This window comes from Mesorhizobium sp. WSM3860 (assembly GCF_002294995.1).
Classification (GTDB): Bacteria; Pseudomonadota; Alphaproteobacteria; order Rhizobiales; family Rhizobiaceae; genus Mesorhizobium.
This window is the reverse complement of sequence record NZ_NSGF01000001.1, coordinates 273,185-286,957: the sequence shown is the minus strand read 5'-3', so window position 1 is coordinate 286,957 and position 13,773 is coordinate 273,185. Positions and strand designations below refer to the sequence as shown.

Annotated in this window: 8 protein-coding genes; 5 read left to right on the top strand and 3 right to left on the bottom strand. The window is 66.2% G+C overall.

The genetic code is table 11. The features are described 5' to 3' along the window. The first annotated feature begins 60 nt into the window (after positions 1 to 60). Positions 61 to 726: an HAD-IA family hydrolase gene (locus CK220_RS01530; protein ID WP_095809867.1), complete on the top strand. Its 666-nt coding sequence runs from the start codon at positions 61 to 63 to the stop codon at positions 724 to 726. 111 nt (positions 727 to 837) lie between these two features. Here CK220_RS01530 and CK220_RS01525 read toward each other — a convergent pair whose 3' ends face one another. Beyond that, positions 838 to 1,056 carry a DUF1674 domain-containing protein gene (locus tag CK220_RS01525; RefSeq protein ID WP_095809866.1) on the bottom strand — a complete coding sequence of 73 codons (219 nt, stop codon included), beginning with the start codon at positions 1,054 to 1,056 and terminating at the stop codon, positions 838 to 840. 105 nt (positions 1,057 to 1,161) lie between these two features. Between CK220_RS01525 and htpX the strand changes: the two genes are divergently transcribed. The 4 genes from htpX (at position 1,162) to purH (ending at position 7,137) form a co-directional block, all read left to right on the top strand. Continuing rightward, on the top strand, positions 1,162 to 2,175 hold the full coding sequence (htpX, locus tag CK220_RS01520; RefSeq protein ID WP_095809865.1) for a zinc metalloprotease HtpX: 1,014 nt from the start codon (positions 1,162 to 1,164) through the stop codon (positions 2,173 to 2,175). Continuing rightward, complete coding sequence (locus CK220_RS01515; protein WP_245428908.1) at positions 2,166 to 3,551, top strand: RsmB/NOP family class I SAM-dependent RNA methyltransferase; 1,386 nt, start codon at positions 2,166 to 2,168, stop codon at positions 3,549 to 3,551. Before htpX ends, CK220_RS01515 begins: the two co-directional genes overlap by 10 nt. A gap of 148 nt (positions 3,552 to 3,699) precedes the next feature. Beyond that, positions 3,700 to 5,424, top strand: a complete 1,725-nt coding sequence (locus CK220_RS01510) for a heparinase II/III family protein (RefSeq protein WP_095809863.1) — start codon at positions 3,700 to 3,702, stop codon at positions 5,422 to 5,424. Between the two features lie 96 nt (positions 5,425 to 5,520). Further along, positions 5,521 to 7,137, top strand: a complete 1,617-nt coding sequence (gene purH, locus CK220_RS01505) for a bifunctional phosphoribosylaminoimidazolecarboxamide formyltransferase/IMP cyclohydrolase (RefSeq protein ID WP_095809862.1) — start codon at positions 5,521 to 5,523, stop codon at positions 7,135 to 7,137. Between the two features lie 159 nt (positions 7,138 to 7,296). On the opposite strand, the gene CK220_RS01500 is transcribed toward purH, so the two are convergent. Beyond that, positions 7,297 to 8,673 (bottom strand): MFS transporter, encoded by a 1,377-nt coding sequence (locus CK220_RS01500; protein ID WP_095810247.1) that lies wholly within the window; start codon positions 8,671 to 8,673, stop codon positions 7,297 to 7,299. 257 nt (positions 8,674 to 8,930) lie between these two features. Next, a complete protein-coding gene (locus CK220_RS01495; RefSeq protein ID WP_095809861.1) occupies positions 8,931 to 13,727 on the bottom strand; it encodes an NAD-glutamate dehydrogenase in 4,797 nt (1,598 codons plus the stop codon). Positions 13,728 to 13,773 lie beyond the last annotated feature (46 nt).

The window sequence follows — 13,773 nt, the reverse complement described above, 5'->3', positions numbered from 1 at the left end:
TCGGAGGGTAGGATAGCGGCGCGTTTCGCCCTCCCCGAAAACGATTCCCCAGGATTTCCGATGTTGCCAGGCAGAAAGTTCGCCGCCTTCCTTTTCGACATGGACGGCACGGTCCTCAATTCGATCGCCGCGGCGGAACGCGTGTGGACCAAGTGGGCTCGCCGCCAGGGCCTCGACATCGCGAGCTTCCTGCCGACGATTCACGGCAAGCGCGCGATCGAGACCATCGCCGCGCTGAAGCTTCCCGGCGTCGATCCCGTGGTGGAAGCCGATGCGCTGCTCAAGGCAGAGGCGGCCGACCTCGAGGGCATCGTTCCGATTCCGGGTGCCGTGGCGTTTCTCAAGTCGCTGCCGCCGGAGCGCTGGGCGATCGTCACCTCGGCGCCGCGGGAACTCGCGCTGCTGCGTATGGCGGCGGCCGGCATTCCGGTGCCCGCCGTCATGGTCTCGGCCGAGGACGTCACCCGCGGCAAGCCGGCGCCCGACTGTTTTCTTTTGGCGGCAAAGCGTCTCGGCGTCGAGGCGGGCGATTGCCTCGTCTTCGAGGATGCCCCGGCGGGCATCGCCGCGGGCGAAGCCTCCGGCGCCTCGGTGATGGTGATTAGCGCCACGCATGTCCATCCGGTCGTGACGCAGCACGCCAGCATCGCCGCCTACGATGCGCTCGGCATCGCCACGGACGACAATGGCTGGATGATCATCGAGCCGCAGCGCGACGCGGCCTGATGCATGTCGCGACAAAACTGTGCGGCGGTTTTGCGAAAACGACATGCACAAAAACAAGAGTTTAAGGCGCGTGGCCCCAATCCGTTTCAGCGCGACGCGCTCTGAGTCTCTTTAAAAATCAGTGGCGAGACCCTTCACCTCCCAGTCGCCGTAGCGCCCGGGTTCCTTGCCGCCGCGGCCGCCGAGTTCTTTCGGCAGGCGGGCTTCCGCCTCGCGGTATGCCTTTCGCCTGGCTTCGGCTTCCGCCAATGCGCGCTGCGCCTCAGGCGCCAGCGTCCTTTGCGGCTTGGCGCCTTCTACGGTTTCGGATTTGTTGGGTTGTTCGGTCATGCGGTGCTTCCTGCCGATTGAAACGGGGACCGGCCTTTCCCATCATATAGCCATGACAATGGCAGGATCGACCCCTGTTCACCACTAGGCCAGACGGAAGAGACGATGAATACGCTTCGCACCGCCATGCTTCTTGCCGCGATGACCGCGCTGTTCATGGGCGTCGGCTTTCTGATCGGCGGCACCGGCGGCATGGTGATCGCCTTGTTGTTCGCCGCCGGCATGAACCTGTTCAGCTACTGGAATGCCGACAAGATGGTGCTGTCGATGAACCGCGCCATCGAGGTCGACGAGAAGAACGCCCCCGAATATCATGCGATCGTTGAGGCGCTGGCCAAGCAGGCCGGCCTGCCGATGCCGAAGACTTACCTGATCGACAGTCCGCAGCCGAACGCCTTCGCCACCGGCCGCAATCCCGAAAACGCCGCGGTGGCCGCGTCGACCGGCCTGCTGGAGCGGCTCAGCCACGAAGAGGTCGCGGCGGTGATGGCGCATGAGCTTGCCCATGTGCAGCATCGCGACACGCTTACCATGACGATTGTCGCCACGCTCGCCGGCGCGATCTCCATGCTCGGCAATTTCGCCTTCTTCTTCGGCGGCAGCCGCGAAAACAACAATCCGCTCGGCCTCGTCGGCGTGCTCGTCGCCATGCTCGTCGCGCCCTTTGCCGCCATGATCGTCCAAATGGCGGTGAGCCGCACTCGCGAATACGAGGCCGACCGGCGCGGCGCCGAAATTTGCGGAAACCCGTTGTGGCTCGCCTCGGCGCTCGACAAGATCGCGCGCGGCGCCGAGCGCATTCCCAATCCGGATGCCGAGCGCAATCCGGCGATGGCGCATCTGTTCATCATCAATCCGTTGCACGGCGAGCGCATGGACAGTCTGTTCTCGACCCACCCGAGCACCGAGAACCGCATCGCCGCCCTGCATCAGATGGCGCGCGACATGGGCGGTGCCGCCCAAGCCGCGCGGCGCGAAGCCCCGCCGCCAGGCCAACCGGACGAGCCGCAGGCAGGGCCATGGAGCAAGCCGGCCGAGCCGGAGCGGCCGAAGCCCAATCCCTGGGGTCGCAACCCGACCGGCCCCCGCGGCGCAGGACCCAAAGGTCCGTGGTCGTGAGCGGAGCGAAGCGCCGACCACACGCCCAAGGCAGACGTGACGCAAGCGCGGGCGAGGCGATCGCCGGCCTTGCCGCGCGCAAGGCGGCCGCCCGCCTGCTTGCCGCCGTCATCGATGCCCATACCCCGCTCGACGGTCTGACCGACAACGAGCACGGCCACCCGCAATACAAGGCGCTCGACCAACGCGACCGCGCATTGGTGCGCGCCATCCTGGTCACGTCACTGCGCCACCGCATGACCATTGCCGGACTGCTGGCAAGGCGTCTGGAAAGGCCGTTGCCCGCCAACGCCACCGCGCTCTCGCACATCCTGCACGTGGCCGCGGCGCAAATCCTGTTTCTCGACATCCCCGACAGCGCCGCCGTCGACCTCGCCGTCACCCACGCCAAGTCCGACCCACGCACGCTGCGTTTTTCCGGTCTCGTCAACGGCGTGCTGCGCTCGCTGGCGCGTGCCAAGGACGCCGAGCTGGCGCCGACGCTAGCCGCGACCAGCGAGGCACCCCAGTGGTTCGCAGACCGACTGGCCGCGGCCTATGGCGCCGACAAGGCGCAGGCCATTCTTGCCGCCCATCGCCATGAGGCGCCGATCGATTTCACGGTTAAAACCGATCCTTCGCTCTGGGCGGAGAAGCTGGGCGGCATCGTGCTGCCGACCGGCACGGTGCGCGTCGAGAAGCTGCAGGCCGGCGTCACCGATCTGCCCGGCTTCGCCGAGGGCGCCTGGTGGGTGCAGGATGCGGCGGCAGCCCTGCCCACGCACCTGTTCGGCGACGTCGAGGGACAACGCATCGCCGACCTTTGCGCCGCGCCCGGCGGCAAGACGGCGCAGCTCATCCTCGCCGGCGCGAACGTCACCGCTGTCGACAGTTCAAAGAACCGGCTGACCAGGCTGGGTGAGAACCTGAAGCGCCTCGGCCTGTCGGCCGAACTGGCGCAGACCGACCTGCTCGACTACCGGCCGGCGGAGCCGTTCGACGCCGTGCTGCTCGACGCCCCCTGCTCCTCGACCGGCACCGTGCGCCGGCATCCCGACGTGCCGTGGACAAAATCCATGGCCGATGTCGAGAAGCTCGCCGCGCTCCAGCGCAAGCTGCTCGCCCACGCCATCACTCTTGTCAAACCGGGCGGACGGATTGTTTTTTCCAATTGCTCGCTCGACCCGATCGAGGGCGAGGAGCTTTATCGCGCTTTGCTTGCCGGCCCTCCCGGCGTGATCGCCGACCCGATCCAAGCGGGTGAGTTCGCCGGCATCGATCCCTTCCTCACGCCCGGTGGCACGCTGCGCACTACCCCCGCCGACTTGGTGCTGAATTCACCGGGGGTTTCGGGCCTCGACGGCTTCTTTGCCGCCCGGATGAGAAGGCCGGTTTAGGACGTTATTGCATAAATATTGCCGCCTTTTTTAGGGACCACCCGGCCATGGCCGCGTGAAGGGGTTCACTTCGGCGAAATCCGCCTTCGCATAAGTTCTTGAATCATATAAGCTTGTGCTTTGGGGCTGAGGACTATCAGGAGGGGTTTTGGCACTTGCTGCCGGCAGCACGACGCGTCTTTGGACGCTTGTCGCGAGGGAGTTCTGGCGCAAAACGCGCCGGCGCCTTCGTGCCGGTCCTATCTATCGCTGGCGTTATTCCGGCCGCACGCCCGAGCGCGTCCTCATCGCGCCGCCGGATCTGAGGCTCGCCGACCCGCAGATTGCGCTTGAAATCTACTATGGCCGCTATCCGCTGTCCGGCCACATGGTCGAGACCGGCGGCAAATCGCCCTTTCAGATCAACGTGCCCAACCGCGGCTGGCAAAAGTCGTTGCACGGCTTCCGCTGGCTGCGCCACATGCGCGCCGCCGGCACCGAGCTCGCCGCCGCCAATGCTCGCGCCCTGGTCTCGGACTGGATCGTCATGCACGGCAACCAGATATCGGGCGTCGCTTGGGAGCCTGGCACGACGGCCAAGCGGGTGATTGCCTGGCTGCAGCATTCCTCGGTCGTGCTGCAAGGCGCCGAATTCCCGTTCTACCGCGCCTTCCTCAAATCGCTCGCCATGCAGATCCGTTATCTCAGATCGATGGCGCGCGAGATGCCGGACGGCAAGGACAGGCTGCGCGCTCGCATCGCGCTGGCCTTCGCCACCCTGTCGCTGCCCGCGGCAGCCTCAGCGCTGCGCACCGCCACGCGCAATCTCGCCGGGGAGCTCGACCGCCAGATCCTGCCGGACGGCGGCCACATCTCGCGCAACCCGATGACGGTGCTGGAATTGCTGGCCGACCTTCTGCCGCTGCGCCAGACCTATGCCAACCAGGCCGAGGCGCCGCCGCCGGCGCTGATCAACGCCATCGACCGCATGCTGCCGGCGCTGCGCTTCTTCCGCCACCAGGACGGCAGCCTTGCCCGCTTCAACGGCATGGGCGCCACCATCCACGATCGCATCGCCACCATCCTGCGTCATGACGACACGGTCGGCGCGCCGCTGCTGCACGCGCCGCATTCCGGCTATGAGCGGCTGTCGATGGGCGGCGTCACGGTGATCGCCGACACCGGCCTGCCGCCGCCCGTCGACGTCTCCAACGCCGCGCATGCCGGCTGCCTCGCCTTCGAGCTTTCCTCCGGGCGCCAGCATTTCATCGTCAACGCAGGCATCGACACCTATGGCGCCGCCGAATTCCGGCCGCTCGCCCGCGCCACCGCCGCGCATTCGACCGCCACCGTCAACGACTCCTCCTCGGCGCGCTTCAGTCACTCCTTGCGGGTCAGCGACCTGCTCGGCTCGCCGCTGATCGGCGGCCCGCAGCACGTGCCCTGCAAGCGCATCGACCAGAAGGGGGTGCACGGCTTTGTCGCGCGCCACGACGGCTATGCCGCGCGCTTCGGCTTGCTGCACGAGCGGGAGCTCAAGCTGATGGAGAACGGCAATGTGCTGACCGGCCGCGACCGCTTCCTGCGCCCGGGAGGTGCCGCGATCCGCAACAATGGCCGCGACTTCGTCACCGTGCGCTTCCACATCCATCCCGACATCGGTCTGCTGCACGACGAGCAGGACCGCCTGACCCTGGCGGCCGCTCAGGGCGACACCTGGGTGTTCACTTGTGCCGCAGTGGCGCCGGAGATCGAGGAATCGATCTATTTCGCCGGGCTCGGCGGGCCGCGCCGCAGCCGGCAGATCGTGCTTGCCTTCAAGGCCTCGGAGATCGCCGAGGTGCACTGGCAGCTGACGCGCGCCGCCTTGGCCGGCTATCCCGAGAACAAGTGATTCGCGGCGAGGAAACCGACTCGCGCGCTTGATTTCCGAGCCTCATATGCTACGGCCCGCGGACGTCCCCCAACCAGCCTTGAAAGGCCGCCAGCCATGGCCGTCCCCGCCAAAAACATTCCGGCGCCCGACCTCGTTCCGATTCGCCGCGCGCTGCTTTCTGTTTTCGACAAGACCGGTTTGATCGACTTTGCCAAAGCGCTTGCCGCCGCCGGCGTCGAGCTGGTCTCTACGGGCGGCACCGCGAAGGAGATCGCCGGGGCCGGCCTTGCCGTCCGCGATGTTTCGGAGCTGACGGGCTTTCCCGAGATCATGGACGGCCGCGTCAAGACCTTGCATCCCTCGGTGCATGGCGCCCTGCTCGGCGTGCGCGACGACCCCGAGCACGCGAAAGCGATGCACGACCACCGCATCCAGCCGATCGACCTCGTCGTTTCCAACCTCTACCCGTTCGAGGAGGTCCGCCGCTCCGGCGCCGGCTATGCCTCGATCGTCGAGAACATCGACATTGGCGGCCCGGCGATGATCCGCGCCTCGGCCAAGAACCACGCCTATGTCGCCATCGTCACCGACCCTGCCGACTACGCCGCGGTGCTCAATGCGCTCGAGATGAATCTCGGCTCGCTGTCGCTCGATTTCCGCAAGAAGCTGGCGGCGAAGGCCTTTGCCCGCACCGCCACCTATGACGCGGCGATCTCCGGCTGGTTTGCCGACACGCTTGAGATCGAGCATCCGACCTGGCGCGCCTTCGGCGGCCGTCTCGACCAGGTGATGCGCTATGGCGAAAACCCACATCAGGGCGCCGGCTTCTATCTCTCCGGCGACAAGCGGCCGGGCGTCGCGACGGCGAGGCAGCTGCAGGGCAAGCAGCTTTCCTACAACAACATCAACGACACCGACGCGGCCTTCGAGCTGGTCGGCGAATTCGATCCGGCCCGGTCGGCGGCGATAGCCATCATCAAGCACGCCAACCCGTGCGGCGTCGCCGAGAGCGCGACGCTGAAGGCGGCTTACGCCAAGGCGCTGGCCTGCGATCCGGTCTCGGCCTATGGCGGCATCGTCGCCATGAACCGCGCGCTCGACGCCGAGGCAGCGGAAGAGATCGTGAAGACCTTCACCGAGGTCATCATCGCGCCCGACGCCACCGATGAGGCCGCGGCGATCATAGCGGCGAAGAAGAACTTGCGCCTTCTGGTCACCGGCGGCCTGCCCGACCCGCGCGCCGCCGGCACGGTCGCGAAATCGGTTGCCGGCGGGCTGCTGGTGCAAAGCCGCGACAATGCGGTGGTTGACGACGTCGAACTGAAAGTGGTGACCAAACGCGCGCCGACGCCGGCCGAGATGGCCGACCTTAAATTCGCCTTTCGCGTCGCCAAGCACGTCAAGTCGAACGCCATCGTCTACGTCAAGGACGGCGCCACCGTCGGCATCGGCGCCGGCCAGATGAGCCGCGTCGATTCCTCGCGCATCGCCGCTCGTAAGGCGCTCGATGCTGCCGAAGGAGCTGGCCTTGCCGAGCCGCTGACCAGGGGTTCGGTCGTCGCTTCCGACGCCTTCTTCCCCTTCGCCGACGGCCTGCTGTCGGCCATCGAGGCCGGCGCTACGGCCGTGATCCAGCCCGGCGGCTCGATGCGCGACGACGACGTGATCGCCGCGGCGGACGAGCATGGCATCGCCATGGTCTTCACCGGGGTGCGACACTTCAGGCATTGAGTGCTGCTTCGGCGCAGAGATGGTTCGAGAATTTCGCTCCGCTGAGTCGACTGGTGTGGTTTTCGAGAACCGGAGCGGAGCGGACATTGAGGTCCGTGAGCACCGGAAGCGCAGAAAACCGCGGCAGGCGGCCAGCGGAGTAGAATTATCGAACCATCTCTACTCCACCGGCTTGTCCGCCGGGTATGGCGTCCTGAGCAGGATCGCCATGCCGATACCGAGAAAGAGTATGATTACCGCCATGCCGAGCCGCGAAGAGTCGGTGAGGTAACTGATCGTCGCGAGCAGGAACGGCGCCAGGAAACTGGTCGCCCGTCCCGACAGCGCGTAGATGCCGAAATAGCGACCCGATTCGGCGGCTGTGACGCTCCGCGCCATGTAGGAGCGCGATGAAGCCTGGACCGGCCCGAAGGCGAGGCCGATCAGCAACCCATAGAGGATATAGGCCTTCTCGGCCGCGGTGCCGAACAGACCGCCGGGGTCAGCCATGGGGAGCTGTATCAGGCCGAGCAGCGTGAAGCCCGGTCCGGTCGAGATGATTCCGGCGGTAGCGACGGTCAACATCACCAGCGCGATCATCACCACGGCCTTCGAGCCGAGCGCGGTGTCGAGGCGCGCGGCGATCCAGCAGCCGAAGATGGCGACGACGTTGAGAATGATGCCGAAGATGCCGATCTCGGTGATCGACCAGTGGAACATCGCCGCAGCGAACACGCCGCCCTGTGTAAGCAGCGCGTTGACCCCGTCCTGGTAGATCATGCGGGCGACGAGGAATCGGAAGATCCCGCTGCGCTTCCGTGCCTCCGCCAGCGTCGATTTCAGCTCCGACAAACCCTCGCGCACTGCCGGTCCGATCGGTATGCCCTTGGCTGCGTCCGGGGTGAAGAAGAACATCGGCAGGATAAAGAGAAAGTACCAGCCTGCCGACATTGGCCCGGTGGCGCGGGCATCTTCGCCGAGCTTCGGGTCGAGCCCCAGGATCGGATCGAGGCCGATGATCGTTTTGCCGGTTTCCGGATTGCCGGCCATGAACAGAATGACAAAAATGAGCGCGATCATGCCGCCGAGATAGCCGAGCCCCCAGGCGATGTTCGAGATCCTGCCGATCTCCGCCTTCGGCACCAGCCGCGGCATCATGGAATCGTTGAAAACGGTCGAGAATTCCGCGGCCACCGAGGCCAGCGAGAATAATGCCACGATCAGGAATACGCTCGAGCCGGGCGCGGCGAGCCAAAGCAGCGTCAGGCTAATGATCTTGATCGCTGCAAACGAGGCGATCCAGGGCTTGCGTGGGCCGGTCTGGTCGGCGATCGAGCCCAGTATGGGCGAAAGCACGGCAATGACCAGCCCGGCTGCGGCAATGCCCCAGGCCCAGGCGGCCTGACCCACGACCGGATCGCTGACCATGCGTGAGGCGAAGTACGGCCCGAAGATGAAGGTGGTGACGACGGTGAAGAAGGGTTGCGCTGCCCAGTCGAAGAACATCCAGCCCCAGATGCCGCGCCCCGACGCCCGCTGCACTGTCTCTACCGCCATGATGATTCCCCCGGCTCCGCCTGCGTCGGGCGCCATGTCTGCATGTTTTCAGGCGGTGATGCAAATGAACAAGCGCCGGCTCCTGACCCCCACGCAGTGGGGAGAGGTGGCTGGGCTAAGCCGAGACGGAGAGGGGAATGCGCCGACCTATGATAGGTCGGTATTCAAAGAAGGACTCCGCTCTACGAAACCCTCTCCGACCGCTTCGCGGCCACCTCCCCCCTCGGCGGGGGCGGGGAACCAAGCCTTCCGAAGCTTCACATCCCAGTCAGGTCGCTCATCAGTCCGGACGCCACCGACAGCCGAGACACGGTGATGTCGCCGCCTTCGGTCAGCGCCTGCAGCCGCTCGCGGATGCGCCCGACCTGCTCACCGCCGGCTTCCAGCCAGGCCGCAACCGGATCCGCCGCGTTGCCGTGGGCGGTGAGCGCCGCGACCGCGATGCCGCGCCTTGCGGCGCCGATCGTGTCGGTCGCGCGCGACAGCGCCAGCTGGTCGTAATAGTCCGGCGGCATGATCGAGCGCGCCGCCTCCTCGACGCGTGGAATGCGGAAGGCGTCGCTGACGGCGAAGAAGGCCCTGGCGGCGCTCACGATGTCGGCATTGGCCGTGCGTGCGGTGAGCGCGATGTCCGGGATCAGGTCGCCGACCTCGGCCAGCGCCAGCTTTTCGGCGAGTTTCTCGGGCGCGCCGCCCTCAAACAGGTCATGCCGCCGCGCCTCGATCCGCTCGCGCGAGAAGGCCGGCAGCAGCGAGATGAGCTTCGGCTCCAAAGCCTTGCGCGCTTCCTGCAAGTCGGCGATGCGCTGGCCGAGCGGCGCCGCGGAGAGGTCGTTCTTCAGGTACCAGCCGCTGGTCATGAAGATGAGCCGGCTGACTGCCTGGTAGAGATCGAGCTGCGTCTGGCCGTCGATCTGGTTGTCGAGCGTGTCGATCTCGCGATAGAGCGCCGGCAGCGCGAAACCGTCGCGCACCAGGGCGAAAGTGCGCACGACGGCGCCAGCGGTGCGGCCCGTCGCTTCCTGCAGTCGGTTGACGAAGGACGGCCCGCCGCGATTGATGAGATCGTTGGCGACGACGCGCGCGATGATCTCGCGCCGCAGCCGGTGGTCACGGATCTCGCCGGCGAATTTCTTGGCCATGCGCTCCGGGAAATAGCCCATCAGATCGCGGTCGAAATGCGGATCGTCCGGCACGTCGCTGGCGACGATGTCGGAGAAGAGCACGATCTTGGCATAGGCAAGCAGCACGCCGAGCTCGGCCCTGGCCAGCGGCTCGCCGCGCGCCTCGCGCTCGGCGAGCGCCGCCGGCGAAGGCAGCGTCTCGACGGCGCGGTCGAGCAGGCCGCGCGCTTCGAGCGCCGTCATGAAGCGCGCCTGGTGCGCGATGTCGGCCAGCCCGCGCTTGCGCGCCAGCGACAGCGCCAGCGTCTGCTGGTAGTTGTTGGACAGTACCAGCGTGCTCACCTCGTCGGTCATCTCGGCAAGCAGCTTGTTGCGCGCTGGCCGCGCCAGCGAGCCTTTGCGCATGGCGGACGCCAGCGCGATCTTGATGTTGACCTCGACGTCGGAGCAGTTGACGCCGCCCGAATTGTCGATGGCATCGGAATTGCAGCGGCCGCCCTTCATGCCGAACTCGATGCGCGCCCGCTGCGTGACGCCGAGATTGGCGCCCTCGCCGATGACCTTGGCGCGCACGTCGAACGCGGTGACGCGGATGGCGTCGTTGGCGCGGTCGCCGACATCGGCATTGGTCTCGCCGGAGCCCCGGACATAGGTGCCGATGCCGCCGAACCACAAAAGATCGACAGGCGCCTTGAGGATGGCGTTCATGATCTCGACCGGCGTCGCCGTGGTCTTGGCGAGGCCGATCGCAGCGGCCGCCGCCTGCGGCAGCGTAATCGACTTCAGGCTGCGCGAGACGATGACGCCGCCTTCCGACAGCTTTGACTTGTCGTAGTCCTGCCACGACGAGCGCGGCAGCGCGAACATGCGCTGGCGCTCGGCAAGCGAGGCCGCCATGTCCGGGTCGGGGTCGATGAAGATGTCTCGGTGGTCGAAGGCGGCGATCAGCCTGGTCGCCGGTGACAGGAGCATGCCGTTGCCGAACACGTCGCCCGACATGTCGCCGACGCCGACGACCGTGAAGGGCTCGGTCTGGATGTCGCGGTTCATCTCGCGGAAATGCCGCTTCACCGCTTCCCAGGCGCCCTTGGCGGTGATGCCCATCTTCTTGTGGTCGTAGCCGGCCGAGCCGCCGCTGGCGAAGGCGTCGTCGAGCCAGAAGTTGTGTGTCTCGGAAATGGCGTTGGCTGTATCGGAGAAGGTCGCCGTGCCCTTGTCGGCGGCAACGACGAAATAGGGATCGTCCTGGTCGCGCCGCACCACGCCGGCCGGCGGGATGACGCCGTCGACACCGATATTGTCGGTGATCGAGAGCAGGCTGGAGACGAAATTCTTGTAGGCCGAAGTGCCGGCCTCGAAGATGGCGTCGCGGCCGGCGCTCATCGGCAGTTTCTTCGGATAGAAGCCGCCCTTCGCGCCGACCGGCACGATGACCGCGTTCTTGACCTGCTGCGCCTTGACCAGACCCAGCACCTCGGTGCGGTAGTCCTGGGCGCGGTCAGACCAGCGCAGGCCGCCGCGCGCGACCGGGCCGAAGCGCAGGTGCACGCCCTCGACCTCCGAGCCGTAGACGAAGATCTCCCGCCAGGGCCGCGGCGCCGGCAGCCCGTCGACAGCCTGCGAATCGAGCTTGATCGCCAGCGACTGTCCTTTGTCTTTCGTATCGGCAACGAAATGATTGGTGCGCAGCGAGGCTTCGATCAGGTTGAGGTAACGGCGGATGATAGTGTCGTCATCGATGTTGGGCACCTCTTCCAGTGCGTCCTTGATCTTGGCCTTGAGGTGCTTGGCGGCGACCACGCCCTCGCTCTCGGCGGTCGGGCCAAGGCGGGCAACGAACAGCTGATGCAGGCCGCGCGCGATCTCCGGATAGCGGTTGAGCGCGGCGGCGATGAAATCCTGGCTCTGCGGGATACCGGCCTGCTGCAAATAGCGGCCGTAGGCGCGCAGGATCGTGATCTCGCCCGACCAGAGACCCGCGGTCTGTGCAAGGCCGTTATAGCCGTCATTGTCGACGTCGCCGCGCCAGACCGACAGGAAGGCATCCTCGAACAGCGCGCCGTCGCCGAGGTCGATCGGCTTGCCGTAGCTGTTCTCCAGCTCCATGTCGTGGATGAACACCATGCCGGAGGCTTCGTCGCCAACCTCGAACGTGCGCTCGCTGATCACGCGGAAGCCGATGTTCTCCAGCACCGGCACGCGCCGCGACAGCGCCACCGGACTGCCGTGGTGATAGATCTTCAGCGCCGCCTGGTGCGGCTTCTGGTCGGCATGGCGATAATAGTCGATGGCGATCGGATTGGCAGCATCGATCCTGGCGATGCGTCCGGCATCGGCCAACGCCACGGCCGGCGAGAACGAATCGCGATAGCTTTCCGAAAAGCGCGAGGCAATGGCCGTGAGCGTTGCATCCGCGCCGGATTCCGACACTGCTTCGCGCAGCGCATCGTCCCAGGTGCGCACGATGTCGCGGATCGCTGCCTCTATCGTTGCCGGCTCGACCTTCGGCGTCTTGCCGCCGGAGCGGCCGATGATGAAATGCACGCGCGCCAGCCCGCCTTCCGGGAAGGCCGGATAATATGCCGACAGCCGGCCCTGAAACACCGTCTTCAGGTAGGTGCCGATCTTCTCGCGCACGACGCTGTCGTAGCGGTCGCGCGGCACGAAGACGAGAATCGAGACGAAACGGTCGAACTGGTCGACCCGAACCAGGGCCCTGACGCGCGGCCGTTCGATCAGCCCGAGGATGGCTTCGGCGTGCTTCCTGAGGATCGGCACCGGAACCTGGAACAGCTCGTCGCGCGGATAGCTCTCCAGCACGTTGATCAGCGCCTTGCCGGAATGGTCATGTGGATTGAAACCGGACTTGGCGATGACCGTCTCGGCTTTCGAGCGCAGATAGGGGATCTTCATCACCGAACGCGTGTAGGCGGTCGAGGTGAACAGGCCGACGATGCGCAGTTCGCCTGAAAGCACGCCCTTGGCGGTGTAGGTTTTGATTCCGATATAGTCGAGATAGATGCGCCGGTGCACCAGGGACTTGGCATTGGCCTTGGTGACGATCAGCGGTTCCGGCCCATGCAGGAAGGCGCGGATTTCCGGCGTCGTCGACACCGCCTCGGTGCCGCGCCTGAGAACCAGGACGTCGGGATCCGCGAGGATGCCGAGGCCGGGTTTGTCGGCGCGCTCCAGCATGCCGCTCTTCTCGCCGCCGGTGTAGTTGAACTCGCGCATGCCGAGGAAGGTGAAATTGTCGTCGCGCAGCCATTCGAGGAAGGCGATCGCCTCGGTGACATGCGCCTTGTCGAGCGGCACCGGAGCGTAGCGGAATTCCGAGATGGCCTGATCGAGCCGGGCAAGCATCGGCTTCCAGTCGGCGACGGCGGCGCGCACCTGGTCCAGAAGCTTCTTCAGGCGGCCGGCCAGGGCTTCGGCCTGATCGGCCGAAAGACGGCCGATATGGACGTGGACGACGCTCAGCCGGTCATGACTGGTTTCGCCCTTGACGGAGCCGCCGTCGCCGAGGATCTCCTCGATGCCGCTCTTGCCGTGCCGGACGACGATGACCGGATGGGTGACCAGAAGCGGCTCGCCGGCGCTCTCGGTGATCTCGCCGAGGATGGAATCGAACAGGAACGGCATGTTGTCGTTGACGACGGTGATGACCGTCATCGGCCGGCCCTGGCGCGTCACGCCGGAATCCACGTCTATGGCGACGATGCAATCGCCCTTTCTGTGCCTGGCGACCGCGCGGCCGGCGAGATCGGCGGCGCGTTCGAGGTCGGCGACGTCATAGGCGGCGATGTCTTCGGCCGGCGTGCGGGCGAGGAGATAGTCGGCGAGCCTGCCGGGCTTTTCGCCTGCCCTTGCCGCGCCTCCTTTTGCCGGACTGGTCTTTTTCGGCTGGCTTGCGGTTTTCAGGCTGGCCATGATGTGAAGTCCCTCCCGTCACATGCTTTTGGGTCTATGGTAGCAG